Source organism: Modestobacter roseus (assembly GCF_007994135.1).
GTDB lineage: Bacteria > Actinomycetota > Actinomycetes > Mycobacteriales > Geodermatophilaceae > Modestobacter > Modestobacter roseus.
In genome coordinates, this window is the sequence record NZ_VLKF01000001.1 from 3,116,211 (window position 1) to 3,138,937 (window position 22,727).

General features: G+C 75.6%; 27 protein-coding genes. 10 read left to right on the plus strand and 17 right to left on the minus strand.

Going from position 1 to position 22,727, the window contains the following annotated elements:
- Positions 1-211 precede the first annotated feature (211 nt).
- Together JD78_RS14785 and JD78_RS14790 are read right to left on the minus strand one after the other, a co-directional pair.
- Positions 212-463, minus strand: a complete 252-nt coding sequence (locus JD78_RS14785) for a glutaredoxin family protein (RefSeq protein ID WP_153358740.1) — start codon at positions 461-463, stop codon at positions 212-214.
- Complete coding sequence (locus JD78_RS14790; RefSeq protein WP_166521210.1) at positions 456-2,015, minus strand: AMP-binding protein; 1,560 nt, start codon at positions 2,013-2,015, stop codon at positions 456-458. The genes JD78_RS14785 and JD78_RS14790 overlap by 8 nt, the downstream gene beginning before the upstream one ends.
- 259 nt (positions 2,016-2,274) lie before the next feature.
- Between JD78_RS14790 and JD78_RS14795 the strand changes: the two genes are divergently transcribed.
- The 3 genes from JD78_RS14795 (at position 2,275) to JD78_RS14805 (ending at position 5,154) form a co-directional block, all read left to right on the plus strand.
- Complete coding sequence (locus JD78_RS14795) at positions 2,275-2,910, plus strand: sigma-70 family RNA polymerase sigma factor (RefSeq protein WP_166521471.1); 636 nt, start codon at positions 2,275-2,277, stop codon at positions 2,908-2,910.
- 115 nt (positions 2,911-3,025) lie between these two features.
- Positions 3,026-4,183: a DUF5667 domain-containing protein gene (locus JD78_RS14800; protein WP_153358734.1), complete on the plus strand. Its 1,158-nt coding sequence runs from the start codon at positions 3,026-3,028 to the stop codon at positions 4,181-4,183.
- 59 nt (positions 4,184-4,242) lie between these two features.
- Positions 4,243-5,154 (plus strand): HAD family hydrolase, encoded by a 912-nt coding sequence (locus JD78_RS14805; RefSeq protein ID WP_153358732.1) that lies wholly within the window; start codon positions 4,243-4,245, stop codon positions 5,152-5,154.
- On the opposite strand, the gene JD78_RS14810 is transcribed toward JD78_RS14805, so the two are convergent.
- From JD78_RS14810 to proC, 6 genes are all read right to left on the minus strand, one after another.
- Positions 5,151-5,426 (minus strand): hypothetical protein, encoded by a 276-nt coding sequence (locus tag JD78_RS14810; RefSeq protein ID WP_153358730.1) that lies wholly within the window; start codon positions 5,424-5,426, stop codon positions 5,151-5,153. The genes JD78_RS14805 and JD78_RS14810 overlap by 4 nt on opposite strands.
- A gap of 84 nt (positions 5,427-5,510) precedes the next feature.
- The gene (locus JD78_RS14815) at positions 5,511-6,416 is read right to left on the minus strand and encodes a lysophospholipid acyltransferase family protein (RefSeq protein ID WP_153358728.1); all 906 of its coding nucleotides are present in this window, start codon (positions 6,414-6,416) and stop codon (positions 5,511-5,513) included.
- Complete coding sequence (locus JD78_RS14820; protein WP_153358726.1) at positions 6,409-7,527, minus strand: NAD-dependent epimerase/dehydratase family protein; 1,119 nt, start codon at positions 7,525-7,527, stop codon at positions 6,409-6,411. Before JD78_RS14820 ends, JD78_RS14815 begins: the two co-directional genes overlap by 8 nt.
- A 10-nt stretch (positions 7,528-7,537) precedes the next feature.
- Entirely contained in the window at positions 7,538-7,636 is a 99-nt protein-coding gene (locus JD78_RS14825) for a 30S ribosomal protein bS22 (RefSeq protein ID WP_012854759.1), read from the minus strand.
- Between the two features lie 262 nt (positions 7,637-7,898).
- Positions 7,899-8,315: a helix-turn-helix domain-containing protein gene (locus JD78_RS22970; RefSeq protein WP_228395036.1), complete on the minus strand. Its 417-nt coding sequence runs from the start codon at positions 8,313-8,315 to the stop codon at positions 7,899-7,901.
- Between the two features lie 380 nt (positions 8,316-8,695).
- Positions 8,696-9,520, minus strand: coding sequence for a pyrroline-5-carboxylate reductase (gene proC / locus JD78_RS14835; RefSeq protein ID WP_194290422.1), 825 nt, complete (start codon positions 9,518-9,520; stop codon positions 8,696-8,698).
- Between the two features lie 105 nt (positions 9,521-9,625).
- Between proC and JD78_RS14840 the strand changes: the two genes are divergently transcribed.
- Entirely contained in the window at positions 9,626-10,168 is a 543-nt protein-coding gene (locus JD78_RS14840) for a type 1 glutamine amidotransferase domain-containing protein (RefSeq protein ID WP_153358724.1), read from the plus strand.
- Positions 10,169-10,207: 39 nt separating this feature from the next.
- Here the strand turns inward: JD78_RS14840 and JD78_RS14845 are convergent, their stop codons facing one another.
- On the minus strand, positions 10,208-11,251 hold the full coding sequence (locus tag JD78_RS14845; protein WP_153358722.1) for a hypothetical protein: 1,044 nt from the start codon (positions 11,249-11,251) through the stop codon (positions 10,208-10,210).
- A complete protein-coding gene (locus JD78_RS14850; RefSeq protein WP_153358720.1) occupies positions 11,251-12,195 on the minus strand; it encodes a Ppx/GppA phosphatase family protein in 945 nt (314 codons plus the stop codon). The genes JD78_RS14845 and JD78_RS14850 overlap by 1 nt, the downstream gene beginning before the upstream one ends.
- Positions 12,196-12,237: 42 nt before the next feature.
- On the opposite strand from JD78_RS14850, the gene JD78_RS14855 reads away from it, so the two are divergent.
- Positions 12,238-13,077 (plus strand): DUF3109 family protein, encoded by an 840-nt coding sequence (locus tag JD78_RS14855; RefSeq protein WP_153358718.1) that lies wholly within the window; start codon positions 12,238-12,240, stop codon positions 13,075-13,077.
- Here JD78_RS14855 and JD78_RS14860 read toward each other — a convergent pair.
- Positions 12,973-14,067: a helix-turn-helix domain-containing protein gene (locus JD78_RS14860; protein ID WP_153358716.1), complete on the minus strand. Its 1,095-nt coding sequence runs from the start codon at positions 14,065-14,067 to the stop codon at positions 12,973-12,975. The two genes, JD78_RS14855 and JD78_RS14860, sit on opposite strands and share 105 nt — an antisense overlap.
- Before the next feature lie 81 nt (positions 14,068-14,148).
- Here JD78_RS14860 and JD78_RS14865 point away from each other — a divergent pair, with 81 nt between their 5' ends.
- Positions 14,149-14,367, plus strand: coding sequence for a hypothetical protein (locus JD78_RS14865; protein WP_153358714.1), 219 nt, complete (start codon positions 14,149-14,151; stop codon positions 14,365-14,367).
- A 10-nt stretch (positions 14,368-14,377) separates the two neighbouring features.
- Positions 14,378-14,593 (plus strand): DUF3072 domain-containing protein, encoded by a 216-nt coding sequence (locus tag JD78_RS14870; protein ID WP_153358712.1) that lies wholly within the window; start codon positions 14,378-14,380, stop codon positions 14,591-14,593.
- Between the two features lie 183 nt (positions 14,594-14,776).
- Here JD78_RS14870 and JD78_RS14875 read toward each other — a convergent pair whose 3' ends face one another.
- Together JD78_RS14875 and JD78_RS14880 are read right to left on the minus strand one after the other, a co-directional pair.
- Positions 14,777-15,457, minus strand: a complete 681-nt coding sequence (locus tag JD78_RS14875; RefSeq protein WP_153358710.1) for a response regulator transcription factor — start codon at positions 15,455-15,457, stop codon at positions 14,777-14,779.
- Complete coding sequence (locus JD78_RS14880; RefSeq protein ID WP_153358708.1) at positions 15,454-16,752, minus strand: sensor histidine kinase; 1,299 nt, start codon at positions 16,750-16,752, stop codon at positions 15,454-15,456. Before JD78_RS14880 ends, JD78_RS14875 begins: the two co-directional genes overlap by 4 nt.
- Before the next feature lie 257 nt (positions 16,753-17,009).
- Here JD78_RS14880 and phoU point away from each other — a divergent pair, with 257 nt between their 5' ends.
- Positions 17,010-17,675 carry a phosphate signaling complex protein PhoU gene (phoU, locus tag JD78_RS14885; RefSeq protein ID WP_228395035.1) on the plus strand — a complete coding sequence of 222 codons (666 nt, stop codon included), beginning with the start codon at positions 17,010-17,012 and terminating at the stop codon, positions 17,673-17,675.
- On the opposite strand, the gene JD78_RS14890 is transcribed toward phoU, so the two are convergent.
- Positions 17,627-18,601 carry a helix-turn-helix domain-containing protein gene (locus JD78_RS14890; protein WP_153358706.1) on the minus strand — a complete coding sequence of 325 codons (975 nt, stop codon included), beginning with the start codon at positions 18,599-18,601 and terminating at the stop codon, positions 17,627-17,629. The two genes, phoU and JD78_RS14890, sit on opposite strands and share 49 nt — an antisense overlap.
- Positions 18,602-18,738: 137 nt before the next feature.
- On the opposite strand from JD78_RS14890, the gene JD78_RS14895 reads away from it, so the two are divergent.
- Entirely contained in the window at positions 18,739-19,437 is a 699-nt protein-coding gene (locus JD78_RS14895) for an SDR family NAD(P)-dependent oxidoreductase (protein ID WP_153358704.1), read from the plus strand.
- A gap of 99 nt (positions 19,438-19,536) precedes the next feature.
- On the opposite strand, the gene JD78_RS14900 is transcribed toward JD78_RS14895, so the two are convergent.
- Both JD78_RS14900 and JD78_RS14905 read right to left on the minus strand, forming a co-directional pair.
- Positions 19,537-20,304: a phosphoglyceromutase gene (locus JD78_RS14900; protein ID WP_153358702.1), complete on the minus strand. Its 768-nt coding sequence runs from the start codon at positions 20,302-20,304 to the stop codon at positions 19,537-19,539.
- A gap of 24 nt (positions 20,305-20,328) precedes the next feature.
- Complete coding sequence (locus JD78_RS14905; protein WP_153358700.1) at positions 20,329-20,631, minus strand: hypothetical protein; 303 nt, start codon at positions 20,629-20,631, stop codon at positions 20,329-20,331.
- 37 nt (positions 20,632-20,668) lie between these two features.
- Between JD78_RS14905 and JD78_RS14910 the strand changes: the two genes are divergently transcribed.
- Positions 20,669-21,433 (plus strand): class I SAM-dependent methyltransferase, encoded by a 765-nt coding sequence (locus tag JD78_RS14910; protein WP_153358698.1) that lies wholly within the window; start codon positions 20,669-20,671, stop codon positions 21,431-21,433.
- Between the two features lies 1 nt (position 21,434).
- On the opposite strand, the gene JD78_RS14915 is transcribed toward JD78_RS14910, so the two are convergent.
- A complete protein-coding gene (locus JD78_RS14915; RefSeq protein WP_153358696.1) occupies positions 21,435-22,688 on the minus strand; it encodes an aminotransferase class I/II-fold pyridoxal phosphate-dependent enzyme in 1,254 nt (417 codons plus the stop codon).
- Positions 22,689-22,727 lie beyond the last annotated feature (39 nt).

Consider the following 22,727-nt stretch of genomic DNA (forward strand, 5'->3'; position numbering starts at 1 on the left):
ACCCGGACGGGACCGGACGTTCGGGGGACTCGGGGCACGGGCACGTGGGGCTACGGCACGTGTAGGACCTGGGCGCGTCAGCGCCCGGCCACCTCACGGTAACCGCTTGTGAAGCCGTGAACAAAGTCGTCGACCCCGTTCGCGCAGGTCACGGGCGCCCGCTGTGGCGGATGCCACGCCGTGCGCCACCCGGTCGGGTGCGGCCGGTGGCTCAGCCGGTGCCGAGGTCGCGCCGCAGCCGCACCACGTCGACGGTGAAGTAGCTGTGCTCCCGGCCGTCGAGCAGCACCACCGGGACGCGGTCACCGTACTCGGCGCGCAGCTCCTCGTCGCCGTCGACGTCGACCAGCACCGGCGTCAGACCGGCCTCCGCACCGATGCGGGTGAGCGTCTCCTCGGCCACGGCGCACAGGTGGCACCCGGTCCGGGTGAGCAGCTGCAGGCGCGGTGTCGGCTCAGTCACCGGGTTCCTCCCAGAGGGCGGCGCGGGCCGCTCGTTCCATCCCCAGCTCCCGCAGCCGGGCGCGGCTCACCTTGCCGGTCAGCGACTGCGGCAGCTCGGGCACGACGTGCACCGCGACCGGCACCTTGAACCGCGCCAGCGACGCCGCGGCGTGCGCGCGCAGCTCCGCCTCGTCGACCTCGGCACCCGGCGCGGCCACCACGACGGCGTGCACCGCCTCCCCGGTCCGCGGGTCGGGCAGCCCGATGACCGCGCTCCGGGCGACCCCCGGGTGCGCGTCGAGCACCCGCTCGACCTCGCCCGGGTAGACGTTGAACCCGTTGACCAGCACCAGGTCGCGCCGGCGGTCGACCAGCACCAGGTCGCCGTCGACGTCGCGGTAGGCGATGTCGCCGGTGAGCAGCCAGCCCTGCGCGTCCGGGCCGTCGGCGCCGTCGGGCCAGTAGCCGCTGAACAGGTTGGGGCCGCGGGCGCAGATCTCCCCGGCCTCCTCCTGCTCGTCCTCCAGCCGGTCGTCCGAGGGGTCGTCACCGGCCGTCGGGCCACCCGCGGTGTCCCGCAGCCGCAGCTCGATCCCCGGCAGCGGTCCGCCGATGCGCCGGGGCACCGGCCGGCCGGTGACCAGCGTGCTGGCCAGCACGGGCCCGGCCTCGGTGAGCCCGTAGCCCTCCCAGACGGTGACCGCGGCCCGGTCCCGCATCGCGGTGAGCACCGCCGCCGCCAGCGGCGCGGACCCGGAGCTGGCCGTGCGGACGGCGGCGAAGGCCCGGCGGAGGACGGCGTCGGAGCCGGCGGCGTCCGCGGCCGCCAGCCAGGCCGCGTACATCGGTGGTGCCGCCGGGACGGTGGTGACCTCCTCCTCGGCCATCAGCCGGAGGGTGGCCAGCGGGTCGAACTCCTCGACCAGGACGGCGCAGGCGCCGGTGGCGGCGGCCAGCCCCCAGGCGCTGGTGAAGCCGTAGACGTGGAAGAGCGGGAGCGCGACCAGCACCCGGTCACCGGCGCGCACCGGCGGCGGGTCCAGGGCCAGGCACTGCCGCTGGTTGGCCAGCAGCGCTGCGTGGGTGAGCATCGCGCCCCGCGGCCGGCCGGTGGAGCCGCTGGTGTAGGCGAGCAGCGCCAGCGCGGCCGGGTCCTCGGGGTCGTCGGGAGCCGGGCCGTCGTCGTCCGGCGGCCCGGCCAGCACCGGCACCCCGGCCAGCTCCGGCCGCTCGGCGGTGGCCACCAGCAGCCGCGCGCCGGAGTCGGTGAGCAGGTGCGACACCTCGGGGTCGGTGTAGGCGGTGTTGACCGGGACGACGACCAGCCCGGCCCGCAGCGCGCCGGTGACCGCGACGACCCAGTCGACGCCGTTGCGCAGCTGCACCGCCACCCGGTCGCCGGTGGCCAGGCCCCGGGCGCGGTAGCCGGCGGCGGCCCGGTCGACGAGCGCGTCGAGCTCCGCCCAGGTCAGCCGGCGGTCCCCGTGCACCAGCGCCGGGGATCCGCCCGAGGTGGCGGCCGCGCGTCGCACCAGCGCGGCCAGGGACCCCACCGGCGCGGTCGACGCCACCGGGGCGCCCTCTCCTGTCACACGGACCTCCCTGGACCCACGCACCGCCCCCGACCGGCGGCGACGACGCCATCGGGGCACGATGGTGTCATCCCGGTGAGCCGCCCGCAGCGGGTCGTGCCACGCCGGGCGAGCCGGCCGGACCAGGGGTGGAGGAGCTGCACGGCATGACCCGCGCCCACCCGTCCGCGCCCGTCAGCGCGCTGCCCGGCGCCGGGCCGCGCCGCCGGTCGGTCCCCGCCCCCGGCCCGAGCCGCCCCTGGCGGGCGGCCCTCCGGTCGTCGTCGGCGAGGCGCCGGCGCCCCCCGTCGAGGACAGCGGGTCCGCGCCCGCCGGCCCGCACGCGGACCCGGACGAGGTCTGGGAGTTCGTCCGCCGGGCGCAGCAGGGCGACGCCGAGGGGTTCGGCCTGCTCTACGACCGGTACGTCGACGTGGTCTACCGCTTCCTGCTGCTCCGGGTGGGCGACCGGGCGACCGCGGAGGACTTCACCAGCGAGACCTTCGTCCGCGCGCTGCGCCGGATCGACTCGCTCACCTTCCAGGGCCGCGACGTGGGTGCCTGGCTGGTCACGATCGCCCGCAACATCGTGCTCGACCACGTGAAGAGCAGCCGCCACCGGCTGGAGGTCACCACCGCGGACATGCGCACCGCGGACCGGGCGACCGGGAGCCCGGAGGACACGGTCGTGCAGCGGCTCACGGACGCCGAGCTCGTCGCCTGCATGCAGCAGCTCTCCGCCGACCAGCGAGAGTGCCTGGAACTGCGCTTCCTCCAGGACCTCAGCGTCGCCGAGACCGCGGCCGCGATGGGCCGGAAGGACGGCGCGATCAAGGCGCTGCAGCACCGCGCGGTCCGCCGGCTCGCCGCGTTGGTGCCCCCGGGACTGCGGTGACCCCTGTGACCGTGCGGCCGCGCTGCGTAACGCCGGGCCCGGCCCGGTCGTTGCCTGGGTGGGGACGGCGCACCGATCGGCGGAGCGCGACCCGGGAGGTCCGCGGAGGGCGACGGTGACGGTGCAGCAGGACGACGCGACGGGCGCCGTCCGCCGTACCGCCGGCCCGCCCCCCAAGGCCCTGCCCTTCACCCCGGAGGACCTGGTGCTCGCCCGGCTGGAGGGGCTGCCGGCGGAGCACGCCGCCCGGCCCGACCCGGTGTTCCGCGCGACGACCCGGACCCGGCTGGTCGCGATGGCCGCCGTGCGGGAGCCCGTGACGCGACGGTGGGGCTCCCGGCGCGCGGGCGCCTCCCCCTGGCGGGGCCGGATCACCGCCGGCCTGGCCGGCGCCACCCTCACCGTCGGTGCGCTCGGGGGCCTGCTGGCCGCCGCCCAGGGCGCCGCCCCCGGCGACCTGCTCTACCAGGTCAAGCGCGGCGGCGAGGCGACCCAGCTGGTGCTCGCCGGCGACAGCAGCCGGGGGGCGACGCTGCTGGCGTTCGCCAGCGCCCGGCTCGGGGAGCTCAACGAGCTGGCCGCCGCCGGCAACGGCGCACCCGTGGTCGAGACGTTGCGCACCATGGACCGGCAGACCACCGACGGCGCCGCCTGGCTCACCGCCCGCGCGGTCGCCGACGACGACGCGGCCGCGTTGCGCGCGCTCACCAGCTGGACCGCCGGGCAGCGCGCCGGGCTGGACGCGCTCGCCGACGACGTCCCGCCCGGCGCCGACGGGGCACTGGACAGCTCCCGCGAGCTGGTCGCCGCCGTCGCCGACCGCGCCGACGCACTGGGCACCGCCCTCGACTGCCCCGGCGGGCCGGCGGTCGCGGCCGGCGACGAGCTCGGCCCGCTCCCCGCACCGTGCCCGGCCGGCGCGGCGACGGCGCAGGAGTCCGCGGGCGGTGCACCCTCGCCCTCCCCGACCGGGTCGGACACCGAGCCCGCGGCGCCGGGCCGCGTCGCGCCACCGGTCGCCTCCGGGGCGACATCCACACCGCCGCCCGCCCCGGCCGAGGCCGGGGCAGCAGCCCCCGCGCCGGCACCGACCCCTGCTCCGGCCCCGCCGCCTGCTCCCGCCGTCCGGCCCGAGCCGGCCGCCCCGGCGCCGGCCGCCACCGCGACGCCGTCCCGGCCGCGGGTGGTCGTCGAGCTGCCGCCCGTCGTCCCGGGCCTGCGGGTGTGCCTGCCGCCGGTGATCTCGCTCGACTGCCGACCTGCCGCCGACTGAGCGGTCCGGCTCGCTAGGGTCGGGTGCCCAGTGCAACCCCGACCGGGAGGTGACCCGTCGTGCGAGTTCCCTTCCGCGGGCGGGGTGCGCGCCTCCCCGGCGGGCTGGCCGACGAGGAGACCCGCGCGCTCGTCGCCGGCACCGCGTCCGCCGAGGCCGCCGAGACGACACCGGCGCCGGTCCCGCACCCGGACCCGACGGGCGCGGCGTTCTTCGACGTCGACAACACGATGATGATGGGCGCCTCGCTGTTCTGGTTCGCCCGCGGTCTGGCCGCCCGCAAGTACTTCACCAGCCGCGACGTGGCCTCCTTCATCTGGCAGCAGGCGAAGTTCCGGATCGCGGGCAGCGAGAGCAGCATCGACATGCACACCGTCCGGGACAACGCGCTCGCCTTCGTCGCGGGCCGGCCGGTCGAGGAGATCAAGCAGGCCAGCGAGGAGATCTACGACGAGCTGATGGCCGACCGGATCTGGTCGGGCACCCGGCTGCTCGCCCAGCAGCACCTGGACGCGGGGCAGCGGGTCTGGCTGGTCACCGCCACCCCGGTGGAGCTCGCCTCGATCATCGCCCACCGGCTCGGGCTCACCGGCGCGCTGGGCACGGTGGCGGAGGTGGTCGACGACCGGTTCACCGGGCGACTGGTCGGTGAGCTGATGCACGGCGACGCCAAGGCTCAGGCGGTGCGGGTGCTGGCCGAACGCGAGGGCCTCGACCTGACCCGTTGCACCGCCTACAGCGACTCCAGCAACGACCTGCCGATGCTCAGCCTGGTCGGCACGGCGGTCGCGGTGAACCCCGACTCGGAGCTGCGCGCCATCGCCCGCTCCCGCGGCTGGACGATCAAGGACTTCCGCACCGGGCGGAAGGCGGCCAAGATCGGCGTCCCCACGGTCGGCGCGGCAGCGGTCTCCGGCGGCGTGGTCGGCGGGCTGGTCGCACTCCGGCGCCGCAACCGCTGGCCGTTCTAGCCGCCGGCGGTCGCCAGTCCGCCGCCCGCGCCGTCCTGGCGCAGCGGGTCGACGAGCATCATCCGCAGCAGCGTCTGCTCCCAGGCCGTCCGCACGGCGCAGGGCTGGTCGGCGAGAGCGCCCGGTGCCGACACGCGGACGCCGCGCACGTCGTCCACCACCGCGTCGAAGGCCAACCGGAACACCAGGTCACTGGCCTGGTCCGCGGACAGGCCGGCGCCCAGCAGCGGCTCCAGCACCCAGCCCAGACCGTGCTCCTCGACGTCCACCACGAACGGTCTTCGCGTCGGCCACCCCGTTCGGATGCACCGCGGGGCCGACGTCCCGTGTTCGTCGGCGGGTGGTGCGGCCGGCGCTCAGCTGAAGACGCTGCGGCGCTGCAGGAGGAGCCGGTAGATGGAGTGCTGGATCGTCTCCCGCACCTGGTCGGTGAGGTTGAAGACGATCATCGGGTCGTCGGCGGCGGCCGGTCCGTAGGACGCGGTCTCGATCGGCTCGCCGAAGGCGATGAACCACTTCGACGGCAGCGGCACCGCGCCCAGCGGCCCCAGCAGCGGGAAGGTCGGCGTGATCGGGAAGTAGGGCAGCCCGAGCAGCCGGGCGGCGGCCTTCGCGTTGCCGAGCATCGGGTAGATCTCCTCGGCGCCGACGATCGCGCACGGCACGATCGGCACCCCGGTGCGCAGCGCGGCGCTGACGAACCCGCCACGGCCGAACCGCTGCAGCGTGTACCGCTCGCTGAACGGCTTGCCCACGCCCTTGAAGCCCTCGGGGAAGACGCCCACCAGCTCCCCGGCCGACAGCAGCCGCTCGGCGTCCTCGTTGCACGCCAGCGTCGTGCCGAGCTTGCGCGCCAGCGCGCCGATGAACGGCACCTGGAAGACGAGGTCGGCGCCGAGCAGACGCAGCCGACGTCCGGCCGGATGGTGGTCGCGCAGCGCGACGGTCTCCATCAGCGCGTCGACCGGGACGGTGCCGGAGTGGTTGGCGACCACCAGCGCGCCGCCGGTGTCCGGCACGTTCTCCAGCCCCTGCACCTCGACCCGGAACCAGCGCTCGAACCACGGCCGCAGCAGCGGGAGGAACAGGTGGTCGGTCAGGTCGGGGTCGAAGCCGAACTCGTCGGTGTCGTACTCGCCGGTCAGCCGGCGCCGCAGGAAGTCCAGGCCGGCAGCGACCTCCGCGTCCCAGCCGGGCTGCGCGGCGGGCGGCGGGAGGGGCTCGTCGTCGGGGCGGAGTGGGATGACCTGGGCCTCAGGCATCGTGCACCGCCCGCAGGCCGGGCACCGACGGCGCGGGACGCCGGCGCGGGGTGCACAGGCTGGAGGCGGTGGTCAGCCCACCGGCGAGCCGGCCCACGGCCGTGCGCACCCCGCCGGTCACCCCCGCCACCAGCTGGGGGTCCACCACCGGGGGGAGGGTGCGGCCGTAGTCGGCCAGCGCCTCGGCGGTCGTGTAGTGCGGCGAGTACCCGAAGTCCTCGCGCAGCACGCGGGTGTCGACGACCCGGCCGAAGTTGAGGAAGCGCATCTGCTCCGGGGACCAGTCGACGAGTCCGGGGCGACGGGTGAGCCGGCCGAGCGACCCCATCGCGGCCTCGGGCAGCGGCAGCTGCACCCGGCCCAGCCGGCGGATGGCCTGGGAGAGCAGCACGGTGCCCTGGGCGCCGACGTTGACCGTGCCGACGAAGTCGCCGGTGGCCGCGCGGGCCAGCACCGCCACGGCGTCGTCCTCGTGGAGGAGCTGCACCCGGGCGTCGTAGCCGAGGGCGGTGGGGATCACCGGCATCCGGAAGAACCCGGACAGCAGGGAGTCGATGCGGGGGCCGATGAGGTTCGTGAACCGCAGCACGGCCACGCCCACGTCGGGGCGGCGCCGGGCGAAGGACCGGACGTAGCCCTCGATGTCCAGGCTGTCCTTGGCGAAGCCCCCACCGGGGACCCGCCGCGCCTGCATCGTCTCGGAGAACACCGCCGGGTCGCGGGGGCTGGCCCCGTAGACCGCGCTGGTGGACTTGAGCACCAGCCGGCGCACCCGCGGCGACCGCTGGCAGGCGGCCAGCAGCTGCATGGAGCCGATGACGTTGAGCTCCTTCATCGACACCCGCCCACCGGCGCTGGCCGGGGTCGCGCTGATGTTCATGTGGACCACGGTGTCCACCGCGGCCGACTCGATCACCTTCCCGATCAACGGGTTGCGGATGTCGGCGCGGACGAACTCGGTCCGCCCGAGGCGACGGAGCACCTCGGGGGCCGGGGGGACGGTGTCCACCCCGATGACCCGGTCGATGCCCGGGTCGGCTGCGAGCTCGGCCGCCAGCGCGCCGCCCAGCCACCGGCTCACACCGGTGACGAGGACGACCGCGGGCGGCACGAGCGTCAGCTCACTTCTTGTTGCGGCGCTGCACGCGGGTCTTCTTGAGCAGCTTGCGGTGCTTCTTCTTCGCCATCCGCTTGCGGCGCTTCTTGATGACCGAACCCATGTCCTGCTCCCGACGTCGTGGTCACGCGGCGCCGGGGGCGGTGACCGGGTGGTCACGCGGTTCCTTGTCCGGGCACCGTGCGAGGTGTTCAGCTCCAGCGCGGGCCACCCCCGTGCGGGGGTGGCACCGCTCAGCGCCCGAGACTACCTGGTGCCGTTCCGGGACGGCCGCCTCGCAGGGACACGCCCTGAGCAGGTGACCGGGTGGAACGGCCGCCTCGCAGGGACCCCCGAGCGTGCGAGGGGGGCGAGGCGGTCCTTCGTCAGGCGATGTCGGTGTAGGCGTCGCGCAGGTAGTCGTGCACGGCGCGCTCGGGCACCCGGAAGGAGCGGCCGACGCGGACGGCGGAGAGCTCGCCGCCGTGCACGAGGCGGTAGACGGTCATCTTCGAGACGCGCATGAGAGCGGCGACCTCGGCGACGGTCAGGAAGGCGACCGCGGCGCGGGGGGCCGGGACGGCGCCGGGGCGGCCGACCGGCGCGGCGGCCGGGTGGGCGGCCGGGACCGGACGCGACATGGCGGCGGCGGACATCGGCCGGCCCATCGGTCGCGGCGCCGGGACACCCGGGCGGGAGGTCTGCTGGAGCGGTGCGCGCTGGGGCATGGTCACGTCGATCATCTCCGGTATCAGCACATCTTCGCGGCCACCGGCTTCCCCACCGGCGAACAGAACGCTCATGTGCTGGCACTGACAGTAAGGGGACCTGTGGGACAGAAGCGATGGGTGAAACGAACAGGCGGACCGGTCCGTCCTGGGCACAAGTGGACAGAGACAACGCGTGACACACCCGTCACGGCGTGTTGTCCCCAAGTCGACTCGCCCCGACGACCCCGCTGTCCACAGAATCTGTGGAAAACCACACCGGTGTGATTCGGATCGGGAAACAGCGGACAGCTCGGCTGGGGACCGCCCTGGGGAGCCGCTGTGGGGAGTGCGCAACCGGATGGGGCACCGACGGGCGTCCCGCGGACGACCGACCGTCGGGTCCTGGTGGGCACATGTCGACACCACCTGTCGCCATGTCGACGTCGACATGGCGACTCGACGCCCGGCCCGGCTCAGTCCTGCGGGCGCCCCAGCTCCACCGACCGCTGGTGCGCGGCCTCGATCGCCGCGATCAGCGCGGCCCGCACCCCGTGCCGCTCCAGCTCGCGGATCGCGGCGATCGTCGTCCCGCCGGGGCTCGTGACCGCCTCGCGCAGCTGGACCGGGTGCTCACCGGAGTCCCGGAGCATCACCGCCGAGCCGTAGGCCGTCTGGACGATCAGGTCCGCGGCCAGCGACCGCGGCAGGCCGAGCAGGATCCCGGCGTCGATCATCGCCTCGACCAGGAAGAAGAAGTACGCCGGGCCGCTGCCCGACAGCGCCGTCACCGCGTCCTGCTGGCTCTCCGGCACGCGCTGGACCCGGCCGACCGGCGCGAGCAGCGCCTCGGCCTCGTCCAGGTGCTCCTCGGTGGCGTGCGCCCCGGCGGACAGCACGCTCATCCCGGCGTCGACCAGCGCGGGGGTGTTGGGCATGACCCGGACCACCGGGGTGCCGGCGGGCAGCGCGGCCTCGATGCGCGCGGTGGGAACCCCGGCCGCCACGGAGACGACCAGGTGCGCGTCGGCGGCCACGTGCGGGGCGAGCAGGGCCAGCAGCGCGTCGACGTCCTGCGGCTTGACCGCGAGCAGCAGCACGCGCGCGTGCGCGGCGGCCTCGGCGAGGTCGACCGTGCCCACCCCGTACCGCGCGGCCAGTTCGGCGGCCCGCTGCGGACTGCGCTCGACGACCCAGATGCCGGCCCCGCTCCCCGCCTGGCGGACCAGCCCGGCCAGCAGCGCCTCGCCGATCTTCCCCCCACCGACGACGGCCAGCCCGCGACGACTCCCAGCGATCATGTCCGCGACGGTAGCGCCCGGCCCCGGCCCGCTCCGACGAGGTGTGGGCCGACGAGGTGTGGGCCGGCGAGGTGTGCTCCGGGGCGGCCGGGGTAGCCAGCGCCCATGTCCGGAGAACTGAACGGCAAGCGGGTGGCCGTGCTGGCCACCGACGGTGTGGAGCAGGTCGAACTGGAGCGGCCCTGGCAGGCCCTGGTGGACGCCGGCGCCCAGCCGCAGCTGGTGGGCCTGGAGCCCGGGTCGATCACCATGTACCAGCACATCGACAAGGGCGACACCAAGCCCGTCGACGTCGTGGTGTCCCAGGCGGACCCCGGCGCCTTCGACGCCCTGGTCCTGCCCGGCGGGGTCATCAACGGTGACTTCGTCCGCGCCGACGCCGACGCGGTGGCCTTCGCGAAGGCGTTCTTCGACGCCGGCAAGCCGGTGGCGGCGATCTGCCACGCCCCCTGGGTGCTCGCCGAGGCCGACGTCGTCCGGGGCCGGCGGATGACCTCCTGGCCGTCGCTGCAGACCGACCTGCGCAACGCCGGCGCGGACTGGGTGGACGAGGAGGTCGTCGTCGACGGCAACCTGACCACCAGTCGCAACCCCGACGACCTCGACACCTTCAGCGCGACGCTCGTCCAGCAGTTCGCCAGCGCCTGAGCGCGGCGGACGACGGTCCTGACCCGGCGGGTGGCCGGGTCAGGACCCCGCGAGCAGCCCGGCGGCCGGCGCGATGGCCAACATCGTGCCGGCCAGCACCAGACCGGCCAGCAACGGGACGGCGAGCGGCCCCTGGCCCTGCCTCTTCCGCCACGCGGCCACCCCGGCGACCAGCCCGGTGACGACGAGCGGCGCGGCGACCAGCGCGGCGTAGGGCATCAGTTCCCAGAGGAACGTGAACGCGAAGTAGAGCCCGATGCCGACCGCGAGGGCCACGACGAGCTCACCGACGAAGCGGACCCAGGCCAGCGCCCCCTGCGGACCACCCGCCGCGTCGGCGTCGGCCCCCGGGACCGCCGGCTGCGGCCCGGTGCGGTGCGCCCCGGCACGCCGCTCACCGGTGGTCGGTCCGCTCGAGGGCTGCAGCGCCGGGATCGCCGCCGTCGAGGGCCCGGCCACCGCCGGACCGGTGGCGGGCGCCGGGGTGGGCGCCGCGGCGGCCGGGGCCGCCGGTGACGAGGGCGGCCCGTCCGCGACCCGGGCAGGCGCATCGGTGTGCCGCCGTCCCTGCTGCGCAGGGGTGGCCGTGGGCTCCACCCGGGCCACCGGCCCGGACGCGGCGAGATCGCCCAGGCCGCTGCCCCGTGGCCGGTCGTGGGCCGGGGTCCAGCTGGGGACGGGCGCAGGCGCTGCCGCCGACGAGGACCCGGTCCGCACCGGCGGCGCGCCGTTGCGGTTGGCGTCGGGCTGGCGCGGCTGCTCACCGCGACCGGGCGACCGCCCGGCTGCCGGGGCGTGGGCTGCCGCGGACTGTGCGCGTGCGGTGACCGGACGGACCCCGGGTGCGGGGGCGGCCGGGCGCCCGGGCGTGCCGGGCCGCGGCGACGGCGCACCCGGCGCGGGCCGCGGTGTGCCGGCAGCCGGACGGCCGTTGAGGTCCACGGGCGCGGAGCGGCCGGTGGGCGCGTCGTCGGGACCCCGGCGGCGGCGACCGGGGCGGGTGCCCTGCTCGCTCTCCAGGCCGTGTTCGCGCAGGATCTCGGCCAGCGAGCGGACGTTGTACGAGTCCGACGGCTCCCCCATCACGCTCCCTCCAGCGAGTCCAGGCGCCGGAGGATGATCCCCTCCCGTAGCGCCCACGGACAGATCCGCACGAACGGTACGTCCACCGCGCGCATCGCGGCCTGCGCCACGACGGCGCCGGCCGGGACCTGATGGGCACGCTGGACCGACACCCCCTGCAGCTCGGCCAGGGCGCCGGCCTCGATCCGGGACACGAACCCGAGCACCTGCCCCAGACCTGTCACGCTCAGCTCCCGGGGCACGCGCAGGCCCGCGGCGTAGGGCGCGGCGCCGGCGAGCCGGGCGAGGGTGCGGAAGGTCTTCGAGGTGGCGGCCACCAGGTCCGGCTCCCCCGCCGCGCGCAGCTTGCGCCCGGCCGGGGCGAGCACCTCCGCGGCGTGCTCCTCCAGCCGGGCCAGGGCGGCGAGGTCCGGGCGCCCCCCGGTCTCGGCGTCGGGGAGGAAGCGCCGGGTCATCCGCCCCGCACCGAGCGGCACCGACAGGGCGACGTCGGGGTCCTCGTCCAACCCGGTGGCCAGCTCCAGCGACCCGCCACCGATGTCGAGCACCAGCAGCCGGCCGGCGCTCCAGCCGAACCACCGGCGGACGGCGAGGAACGTCAGCCGGGCCTCGTCCTCCCCGCTGAGCACCTGCAGCTCCACCCCGGTCTGCTCGCGCACCCGCCGGAGCACCGCGGCCCCGTTGTCGGCGTCGCGGATGGCGGAGGTGACGAAGGCCAGCAGCTCGTCGCAGCGCCGGTCGGCGGCCTGCCGCTTGGCCTTCTGCACCGCGGTCAGCAGTGCCTTCTCACCCGCCTTGGACAGCTTGCCGTCCTCGCCCACGTGCTCGGCCAGGCGCAGCAGCCAGCGGTCGTCGTGCATCGGGGTCGGGTGCGCACCGCGGTGCGCATCGACGACCAGCAGGTGCACGGTGTTCGAGCCGACGTCCAGCACGCCCAGTCGCATGGAGGGCAGTCTGCCGGTTCACCCGCCGCCTACGCTGCGCCGGTGGACCCGAACACCCCCACCGACCCGCCACCCGAGGTCGGGCTGGACTTCCCCCGCGAGTGGATCGAGTTCCTCGACCCGGCCGACCCCGAGCACCTCGTGCGGGCGGACCTGACCTGGCTGACCAGCGCGTGGACCTGCGTCTTCGGTCGCGGTTGCGCCGGTGTGGTGGTCGGTCGCGCGGAGGACGGGTGCTGCAACCACGGCGCCTTCTTCACCGACACCGACGACCTGGAGCGGGTCGCGGCGTCGGTGGCCGAGCTCACCCCGCTGGACTGGCAGCGCCACCCCGGGCACGCACCGGCCCGGGAGGAGTGGACCGAGCCGGACACGCTCACCGAGCCCGAGCCCGGGGAGGCCGCCGAGGAGGCGTTGCGGACCCGGGTCGTCGACGGCGCCTGCGTCTTCCTCAACCGGCCCGGTCACCCCGGCGGCGCGGGCTGCGCGCTGCACGCGATGGCGCTGCGCCAGGGCCGTCACCCGCTGGAGACCAAGCCCGACGTGTGCTGGCAGCTGCCCGTGCGCCGGGAGCAGGAGTGGGTCGACCGCCCCGACGACACCCGGGTGCTGGTCTCCTCCATCGGCGAGTTCGACCGCCGCGGCTGGGGACCGGGCGGGCACGAACTGCACTGGTGGTGCACCGGTTCCCCCACCGCCCACGTGTCCGCGCAGCCACTGGTGGAGACCTACGGCCCGGAGCTGACGGCGCTGCTGGGCGAGGCGGCCTACGCCGAGCTACGCCGGCTCACCGAGGCGCGCCTCGACGCCGGCCTCGTCGCCCCGCACCCGGCCAGCCCCCGCCCGGTGCCCGTCGAGCTGCACCGGCGACGTCCCGACTGAGGCCGCCGGGGCGGTGCCGGCGCGGGCGGCCCGGAAGGTCTGCCGGTAGGCCCGCGGGGAGACGCCGCGGCGACGGCCGAACTGCTCCCGCAGCCCCGCCGCGGTGCCGAAGCCGACCAGCCGGGCGATCTCCTCCACCGGGGCGTCACTGCCCTCCAGCAGCGACTCAGCCGCGGCGAGCCGCTGGGCGAGCAGCCAGGCGTGCGGCGTCGTCCCGGTGGCGGCCTTGAACCGCCGCGCGAAGCTGCGCGGGCTCATCAGCGCCCGGCGGGCCAGCAGCTCGACGGTGATCTCCTCGGCCAGGTGCGCCCGCGCCCACTCCAGGACGATCCCGAGCAGGTCGTCCTCGACCCGGGCGACCGGCTCGTCGATGAACTGGGCCTGCCCGCCGTCGCGGTGCGGGGGCACGACCATGTCGCGGGCCAGGGCGTTCGCGGCCGCGGGTCCCCACTCCCGGCGGACCAGGTGCAGCAGGGTGTCGACGCCAGCGGCGGTGCCCGCCCCGGTGATCAGCCGCCCGCAGTCGACGTAGAGGACGGCAGGGTCGACGGTCACGGCCGGGAAACGGGCGGCCAGCTCACCGGCGAAGCGCCAGTGCGTGGTGGCCCGGCAGCCGTCGAGCAGGCCGGCGGCGGCGACGACGAAGGCGCCGCTGCACTGGCTGACCACGGTCGCGCCCCGGGCGTGCGCGTCCCGGATCGCGGCGATCAGGGCAGCCGAGGGCTCGACGTCGAACGCCTCCCAGGCGGTGACCAGCACGATGTCGGAGACCGCCAGCCGTTCCAGCCCCTCGTCGACCAGCAACCGGACGCCCGTGTCGGTCCGCACCACCCCGGGGACCTCGCTCACCAGCGCGAAGTCGAAGCGCGGGAGGCCCATCGCGGTGCGGTCGTAGCCGAAGACCTCCGACGTCACCCCCAGGCCGAAGCTGCCCACGACGCCGTCGGCGACGACGACGCTCACCACCAGCGGACGGTCGGTCGGGTGCACGACCACAGCATGGCAGGAAAGACGCGATCCCGGTCATCTCTGCCACTCGTCCGGTCGATCGCCCCGGCGGAGGCTCTGGGCATGTTCCTGATCACCTGCCCCGTCACCCGGACCACCGAGCTGGTGGCCGACCGGCGCGTCCGGTCGGTCGTCAACCACCCGACGCACATCGCGATGACGGTCGCCTGCCCGTGCGGCGGCGAGCACGTCTACCGCACCGGACGGAACTGGGAGGCGGCCGGCTCGCCCGCGAGCCGACCGGCCCCGGTTCGGGCTGCGGACCAGCCGGTCCCCGCGTAGCTTCGAACACATGAGCGAAGCGGACACCGGGCCCGACAGCCCGCGCAGCACCGAGAAGGACCCGTCGGACTGGGTGACCGGTGACGAACCGGCCACCGGCGCGCAGAAGAGCTACCTGCACACCCTCGCGCGCGAGGCCGGGGAGGACGTCCCCGACGACATCAACAAGGCCGACGCGTCCAAGAAGATCGACGAGCTCCAAGACGAGACCGGCCGCGGCCAGTGACCCACCGGGCGGGGCCCGGAGGGTCCCCCCGGTGAGTCACTGGAGCTGAGCTGCCGGTACGGACGCCGCAGGCGGTCCCCTCGCGCGGAGGCCCGGAGGGTCTCCCGCGAGGGGACGGGGATCGGCTCAGCGCAACGCACCCCGGCACCTGGCCGCGGTGGGAGGCCGGAGGCCGACGATCAACTACGCCTCGAACTTGTAGCCGAGCCCGCGCACCGTGACGAGGTACTTGGGGTTGGCCGGGTCGGGCTCGAGCTTGGCGCGCAGCCGCTTGACGTGGACGTCGAGGGTCTTGGTGTCCCCGACGTAGTCCGCGCCCCAGACCCGGTCGATGAGCTGGCCGCGGGTGAGCACCCGCCCGGCGTTGCGCAGCAGCAGCTCGAGCAGGTCGAACTCCTTGAGCGGGAGGGCGACGGGCTGCCCGTCGACGGCGACGACGTGCCGTTCGACGTCCAGCCGCACCGGGCCGGCCTCCAGCGTGCTGTCGGCCATCGGTTCGGCGTCGGTACCGCGGCGCAGCACGGCACGGATCCGGGCCACGAGCTCACGCGCCGAGTAGGGCTTGGTGACGTAGTCGTCGGCGCCCAGCTCCAGCCCGACGACCTTGTCGATCTCGGCGTCCTTGGCGGTGAGCATGATGATCGGCACCGAACTCCGGGCCCGCAGCGAGCGGCAGACCTCGGTGCCGGAGAGCCCGGGCAGCATGAGGTCGAGCAGCACGATGTCGGCCCCGGCCCGGTCGAACTCGGCGAGCGCGTCCGTGCCGGTGGCGGCCACGACGGTGTCGTAGCCCTCTCGCCGCAGCATGTAGGACAGCGCGTCGCTGAAGGACTCCTCGTCCTCCACCACGAGCACTCGGGTCATGACCGTCCTCTCCTCGTGGCCCCTGCGGGGCCGTCGTCGTGGGACCCGACCGCGGCGTCGTGGACGTCGAGGGGTCGGGCCGGGTGGAGCGGCGGCACGGGCGGCCGCTCGGGTGCGCCGTCGTCGTCCAGGGGCTGGTCGACGCCGGCGGCGAGGGGGATGCGCAGGGTGAAGGTCGACCCCAGGCCCTCCTCGCTCCAGACGGTGACCGAGCCGCCGTGGTTGCTGGCGACGTGCTTGACGATCGCCAGCCCGAGGCCGGTGCCGCCGGTGGCGCTGGCCCGGGACTGGTCGACCCGGTAGAAGCGCTCGAAGACCCGGGAGCGGTCCGAGCGGGGGATGCCGATGCCGGAGTCGGTGACGGCGATCTCGGCGAACCCCGAGCGGGCCCGAGCGCCGACGGCGATGGTGGTCGCGGCGGGACTGTAGGCGACCGCGTTGGCCAGCAGGTTGGTGAGGGCGGTGGCCAGCTGGGCCTCGACGCCGCGCACCACCAGTCCGGGCTGGGCGGCGACGGCGAGCTGGATGTCCTTGGCGGCGGCGGCGGCGCGGGTGCGGTCGACGGCCTCGGCCACGACGGTGGCGACCGCGACGGGCACGAGGTCGGGCATCGGCTCGGCGCCCTGCAGGCGGGACAGGTCGATGAGCTCGCGCACCAGCCGGGCCAGCCGGTCGGCCTCGTGGCTCATCCGGGCGGCGAACCGCTGCACCGTCTCCGGGTCGTCGGCGGCGCCCTGGACCGCTTCGGCGAGCAGCGCGAGCGCCCCCACGGGGGTCTTCAGCTCGTGGCCCACGTTGGCCACGAAGTCCCGCCGGACGGCTTCGACCCGGCGGGCCTCGGTGACGTCCTGCAGCTCCAGGGCGACCGGTCCGGCGGCGCCGAGCGGCGCGTTGCCGAGCCGGATGCCGTGCACGCCCACGGTGCGCGGCCCGGCGCCGACCAGGTCGCCGGGGAGGGCGACGTCGGTCCGCCGACTGCCGGCGGTCTGCGCGTCGCGGGCGACCTCGAGCAGCCCGGGCACCAGCAGGCGGCTGCCGCGGACGATGCCGAGCGCTCGCGCCGAGGGGTTGGCCAGCAGGACCGCGTCGTCCGGGCCGACGACGACCACGGCGGGGTCCATGAGGTCGACCAGGCGGCGGGCGAGGGCCGCTTCCTCGTCGGCTCGGGGGTCGATCTGGCCGCGCGGGCTCACCGCGCCCCCCTCGTCGACGGGACGGTGGCGGGCGCGGACCACGGTGAGCGCCAGCAGCAGGCCGGTCGCAAGGCCCGCCACCAGGGCGACCAGCGGTTCCACGGTGCTGATGCTAGACAGGGCAGGCGACCGCACGGTCCGCTGCAGAACGCATCACCCGTCCGGGCGGGACAGTTCATCGTGCCGTGCCCACCCGTTCACCTGGCGGCCTCCTGCGCTGCGTGGCACCGTCTCTAGGCTCGTGTGCACACGCGTTCCGACGACCACCCGGGCGTCCGGGCGGTGGGCGGAGACGCCACGCGCCGAGCGGCTGGGCCAGCCGGGCCCGGACCCGGCGCGGCGACTGGACGGAGGAAAGCGTGCTGCGGGAGAGCTACCGCGAGGAACTGGACGACATCAACGCCTGCCTGGTGGAGATGGCCAACTCGGTGGGGTCCGCGATGAGCACCGCGACCACCGCCCTGCTCGACGCCGACGTGGCGCTGGCCGACCTGGTGATCGCCGGCGACGAGCGGATCGACTCCATGCGGGAGAGCATCGAGGAGCGCTGCTTCACCCTGCTGGCCCGGCAGCAGCCGGTGGCCACCGACCTGCGCACGGTCACCACCGCGATGCGGATCGTCGGTGACCTGGAGCGGATGGGCGACCTGGCCGAGCACATCGCCAAGGTCGCGCGGATGCGCTTCCCGGAGCACGCGGTGCCGCAGGAGGTGCGCCCGGTCTTCCTGGAGGCCGGCCACGTGGCCGAGAGCCTGGTCGCCAAGGCCGGCACGGTCATCGCCAAGCGCGACGTGGAGGCGGCCGCCGAGCTGGAGGCCGAGGACGACGTCATGGACCAGCTGCACAAGCAGCTGTTCCGCGAGCTGCTGCTGCCCACCTGGGGCCACGGCATCGAGTCGGCCATCGACGTCACGCTGCTGGGCCGCTACTACGAGCGCTTCGCCGACCACGCGGTCAGCGTGGCCCGCCGGGTGGTCTACCTGGTCACCGGCGAGCGTGCGATGGCCGCGACGCACGACTCCTGAGGCAGGGAGCCCCCCGGTCGCCCGCCACCGGCGCGGGCGACCGGGGGCTCGGTGCCGGGCTCGGGCGGCGGCACCTGACCGACGACGAGGGCGCTGCCCGGTGCGTCAGCGCCCGTTCGACGGCTGACGAGCCGGGCCAGGCGGTCGGCGTCCGGCGTGCCCGGCGCGGGTGAGTAGACCACCATGCGCACGTCGTCACCGGGCGCCTGGAGGACGTCGCCGTCCAGGACGAGCAGTCCGACGTCCGGGTGCTCGACGTGCTTGCGCATGCCCCGGAAGCGGGCCGGACGCGCGGCGTCCCAGCGCTCGACGAACTCCGGGCTGACCTCGCGCAGTGCGGCGACGAGGTCCACCAGCTCCGGGTCGTCCGGGTGCTCGATCAGGGACACCCGCAGGTCGCCCACGATGGCGTCCCGGTAGTTCTCGTCCTCCCGGGGGTCGATCCACACCCGCGGGTTGGGCTGGGTCATCTCGAACCAGACCACGTTGCGCTCCCGGCCCTCCTGGGAGGCGGGGTCACCGAGCAGGGCCGACCACGCCCCGTTCCACCGCAGCAACCACCAGTCCGCCGAGTACACCGCCACCGGCCAGTGCTCGAGCCGGCCCACCATGCGCTCGACGCCCTCGGGCACCGCGCGGGCCACGGGTGCGGTGACGGGGGCCAGGCCAGCGGCACGGTGCAGGAGCGCGGACTCCTCGGCGTCCAGGCGCAACGCCCGGGACAGCGCCGCGACCACGGGCGCCGACGGTCGGGAGGACCGTCCCTGCTCCAGCTGGACCAGGTAGTCCACCGAGACGCCCGCGAGCAGCGCCAGCTCCTCGCGGCGGAGACCGGGGGCACGCCGGGCGGCGACCGCACCGACGAGCCCGGACGTGCAGCGGTCCCGGAACTCGCGGAGCAGGGGTCCGAGCCCGGCCGCGCTCACCGGTTCGATCCGTGGGCCCGCACGCGCCTCATTGTGCCGCCCCACGAGCCGGGCCCGGGGAGCGGTGGGTGGTAGCGCGAGTCCTACCGACCCACGTCGCCTTCCGGCCCGCTCCGCGGCGTCGCAGGCTCCTGCCCATGGACACCATCAGCCTCATCACCGGGGGCAACAAGGGCATCGGGCACGAGACCGCCCGCCGGCTCCGGGACGCCGGGCACACGGTCCTGATCGGCGCGCGCGACGCCGGCCGCGGCCGAGCCGCCGCCGACGAACTCGGTGTCGGTCTCGTGCACCTGGACGTGACCGACCAGGCCAGCGTCGACCGGGCGGCCGCGCAGGTGCGCGAGGACCACGGGCGCCTGGACGTGCTGGTCAACAACGCGGCCGTCAACAGCGTGGTCGCACCACTGGCGGGCACCACGGCCACCGAGGCCGCCGCCCTGCTCGACGTGAACGTGCTCGGCGCGATGCGGGTGACCAACGCCTTCCTCCCGCTCCTGCACGCGTCCCGGCACGCGCGGATCGTGAACGTCTCCTCCCGCGTCGGCTCGTTCGCGGCCACCATCGAGCAGGACATGTTCGACTGGCGCGTGGTCCCGCCCGTCTACGCGATCTCCAAGACGGCGTTGACGATGCTCACCCTCAAGTACGCCCGGGAACTGCCCGGGATCCTCGTCAACGCCGCCGACCCCGGGTACACGAAGACCGACCTGAACGACCACCAGGGCACCCAGACGGTGACCGAGGGCACCGACGCGATCGTGCACCTGGCCACGCTGGGAGCAGGTGGCCCCACCGGGACCTGCATCAGCCGCGAGGACGTGGTGCCCTGGTGAGCTGAGCGGTTGCGCGCGCTCGCCGGCGTGTGCACCGCTCGACGGAGCCCCCGGCAGCGGACTGCTGGGGGCTCCGTCGTCGGTCTCCTCGTCCTCGGACTACTTCTTGCCCTGGTTCTTGACCGCCTCGATCGCGGCGGCAGCGGCGGCCGGGTCGAGGTACTGGCCGCCCTTCTGCAGCGGGCGCAGGTCGGCGTCCAGTTCGTACCGCAGGGGCACGCCGGTCGGGATGTTCAGGCCGACGACCTCCTCGTCGCCCATCCCGTCCAGGTGCTTCACCAGCGCCCGCAGGCTGTTGCCGTGCGCGGCGACCAGCACGGTGTTCCCCGACCGCAGGTCCGGCACGATCGCGTCGTACCAGTAGGGCAGCATCCGGACGACGACGTCGGCCAGGCACTCGGTGGCCGGGCGCACCTCCGGCGGCAGCATCGCGTACCGCGGGTCGCCGTCCTGGCTGTACTCGCTGCCGGGCTCGATGGGCGGCGGCGGGGTGTCGTAGGAGCGGCGCCAGGTCATGAACTGCTCCTCGCCGTACTCGGCGAGCGTCGCGGCCTTGTCCTTGCCCTGGAGCGCGCCGTAGTGCCGCTCGTTGAGCCGCCAGGAGCGCCGCACCGGGATCCACTGCCGGTCGGCGGCGGCCAGTGCCAGTTCGGAGGTGGCGATCGCCCGCTTGAGCAGCGAGGTGTGCAGGACGTCGGGCAGCACGCCCTGCTCGGCCATCAACTGGCCACCACGGGCGGCCTCGGCCCGGCCCTTCTCCGACAGCGGGACGTCCACCCAGCCGGTGAACAGGTTGGCCTTGTTCCACTCGCTCTCGCCGTGGCGGAGCAGCACGAGGGTCGCAGCGGGGCTCGCGGTCTCAGTCACGCCGCCATCCTGCCCGACCGGCGTTCAGCGCGTGAGCAGTGGCCAGCACACCCACAGCTCGAACAGCACCGGGGGCACCAGCCCCACGAGCAGCCACGGGCTCCGGATCCGCCGTCCGGCGCCCCAGCGCACCGCGGCGACCATGCCGAGGCTGCAGGCGACCGCGACGGCGCCCCAGAGCGCCAGCCGCCCGGGGTCCGGCTGGAACAGCTGCACGACCAGCAGCTGGACCGCGCACAGCAGCAGGGGGTAGGCCAGCGCGGAGGCGGCGACCAGGCCGATGAGCGCCCGGCCCTGCCGGGCCGGCGCGGGCGTCTGGTCCACCATCGCCGCCCACGCTAGCCCGGCGGGGCAGGATCGGCCCGTGCGTGCGACGGAGCGGTGGGCGGCGGAGCTGGCGGCGTGGGCGATCGACCCCGAGCTGCTGGCCGCCGCGCCGGAGTCCCCCTACGGGTTCCCCCCGGGCCTGTTCGGCGCCGACCGGGGCGCTGCGGCGACCCTCGCCGCGGTGGGCGACGTCGGCCCGGGCAGCGTGCTGGACGTCGGCTGCGGGGGCGGGGCGGCCAGCGTGCCCGTGGGCGCGCCGGAGCTGCTGGGCGTCGACGAGTCCGCGGAGCTGCTGGCCCGGTTCACCGCCGCGGCGCTGCGCTCCCCGGCGACGGCGGTGCGCACCTGGGTCGGCCGGTGGCCGGACATGGCGGACCGGGTGCCGGCGGCCGACGTCGTGGTGTGCGCGAACGTCGCCTACAACGTGCCCGACGTCGCCGCATTCGTCACCGCGCTGACGGCGCACGCCCGCCGCCGGGTGGTGGTCGAGCTGACGGACGTGCACCCGTGGACGTCGCTGGGCGGGCTGTGGTGGCACTTCCACGGCCAGGAGCGGCCCACCGGCCCGACGGCCGCGCTCTTCGGCGAGGTGCTCGCGGAGCTGGGCGTCGCGGCGGAGCAGGTGACGTGGACGCGGGCCGACCCGTGGCGCGACGCCCCCGACGACGTGGTGCTGGCCTTCACCCGCCGGCGGCTGTGCCTGCCCGTCGAACGCGAGCCGGAGGTCGCCGCGGCGATGCGGCGCACCCCCGACGACCGGCCGCGCACCGCGACCACCTTCTGGTGGCCCGGCGGCGCGTGAGTCAGCTCATCGCGGCGGCGCGCTCGGGGGCGCGGGTGCGGCGGACGGCCTCGGCGACGAGCTCCCCGGCCAGCTGCAGCTGCTCGGGGGTGTGGGTCGCCATGGCCGCCAGGCGCAGCACGCCCTGACCGCGCGGGACCGCGGGCCAGCCGACGGCGTTGGTGTAGACGCCGGCGTCGTGGGCGGCGGCCCACGCGGCGCAGGTCGCCTCGTCGTCGCCGGTGGGGACGGCGATCACCGCGCCCGAGCCGGGCAGCGGTGCGGCGCCGTGCTCGGTCAGCACGCGGCGCAGCAGCGCCCCGTTGTCCCGCAGCCGCTGCATCCGCTCGGGTTCGCGGCGCAGCACCCGCAGCGCGGCCAGCGCGGCCGCGGTCGCTGCCGGGTCGCCCGCCGCGCTGAACAGATAGGGCATGGCGGTGGTCCGGATCCCGTCGGCCACCGCGCGCGAGGTCAGCACCGCGCCGCCGACGCTGGCCAGGGACTTGCTGAACGCGACGGTGACCGCGTCGACGCGGTCGAGCACGCCGGCGGCCTCGGCGGCCCCGCGACCCCGCTCCCCCAGCACGCCCAGGCCGTGCGCCTCGTCGACGACCAGCCGGGCGCCGAACCGCCGGCACATGCCGGCGATGGCGGCCAGCGGCGCGGCCTCCCCGCTCATCGAGTAGACGCCGTCGACGACGACCACCGCGCCGGCGTCGGGCGCCAGCCGGTCCAGCCGCCGTTCCAGGGACGCCACGGAGTTGTGGGTGAACCGCTGCACGGTGCCCCGGCTGGCGGCCGCGGCGGCGTGCAGGCTGGCGTGGGCGTGGGCGTCGACCAGCAGCACGTCACCGGGGGCACCGGCGCTGGCCAGCACCGCGACGTTGGCGTTGACCCCGGCGGAGGTCAGCACGGCGTCCTCGGTCCCGTAGTGGTCGGCCAGCTCCTCCTCCAGCGTGAGGTGCAGCCGGGTGGTGCCGTTGAGCACCCGGCTGCCGGCGGCGCTGGTGCCGTAGCGGCGCAGCGCCTCGACGGCGGCCTCGACGACCTGCGGGTCGCCGGCCAGACCCAGGTAGTTGTTCGTCCCCAGGTTGATCCGCGACCGGCCGTCGTCGAACAGGGTGACCGGCTGGGGCGCGCCGCCGGTGGGCACCGAGTGGGTCGCCCGCCCCTCACGGGTGTGCCGCCGCATGGTCTCCGCGCGCGGGCTGTCCAGCAGCGGGGCGAAGGCGTCACGTCGGAGCGCGTCGCGTCGGGCGGGAGGGGCGTCGGGCACGGGGACTCCGGGAGGTCGGCGCGGTGGTCGGCGCGCGGG

What these genes read in the sequence shown, in the direction of transcription:
- JD78_RS14815 (WP_153358728.1), bottom strand. Translation starts at nt 6,416, where the DNA reads ATGCCTGAGGCCCAGGTCATCCCACTCCGCCCCGACGACGAGCCCCTC.
- JD78_RS14825 (WP_012854759.1), bottom strand. Translation starts at nt 7,636, where the DNA reads ATGGGTTCGGTCATCAAGAAGCGCCGCAAGCGGATGGCGAAGAAGAAG.
- JD78_RS22970 (WP_228395036.1), bottom strand. Translation starts at nt 8,315, where the DNA reads ATGAGCGTTCTGTTCGCCGGTGGGGAAGCCGGTGGCCGCGAAGATGTG.
- proC (WP_194290422.1), bottom strand. Translation starts at nt 9,520, where the DNA reads ATGATCGCTGGGAGTCGTCGCGGGCTGGCCGTCGTCGGTGGGGGGAAG.
- JD78_RS14840 (WP_153358724.1), top strand. Translation starts at nt 9,626, where the DNA reads ATGTCCGGAGAACTGAACGGCAAGCGGGTGGCCGTGCTGGCCACCGAC.
- JD78_RS14845 (WP_153358722.1), bottom strand. Translation starts at nt 11,251, where the DNA reads ATGGGGGAGCCGTCGGACTCGTACAACGTCCGCTCGCTGGCCGAGATC.
- JD78_RS14850 (WP_153358720.1), bottom strand. Translation starts at nt 12,195, where the DNA reads ATGCGACTGGGCGTGCTGGACGTCGGCTCGAACACCGTGCACCTGCTG.
- JD78_RS14865 (WP_153358714.1), top strand. Translation starts at nt 14,149, where the DNA reads ATGTTCCTGATCACCTGCCCCGTCACCCGGACCACCGAGCTGGTGGCC.
- JD78_RS14870 (WP_153358712.1), top strand. Translation starts at nt 14,378, where the DNA reads ATGAGCGAAGCGGACACCGGGCCCGACAGCCCGCGCAGCACCGAGAAG.
- JD78_RS14875 (WP_153358710.1), bottom strand. Translation starts at nt 15,457, where the DNA reads ATGACCCGAGTGCTCGTGGTGGAGGACGAGGAGTCCTTCAGCGACGCG.
- JD78_RS14895 (WP_153358704.1), top strand. Translation starts at nt 18,739, where the DNA reads ATGGACACCATCAGCCTCATCACCGGGGGCAACAAGGGCATCGGGCAC.
- JD78_RS14905 (WP_153358700.1), bottom strand. Translation starts at nt 20,631, where the DNA reads ATGGTGGACCAGACGCCCGCGCCGGCCCGGCAGGGCCGGGCGCTCATC.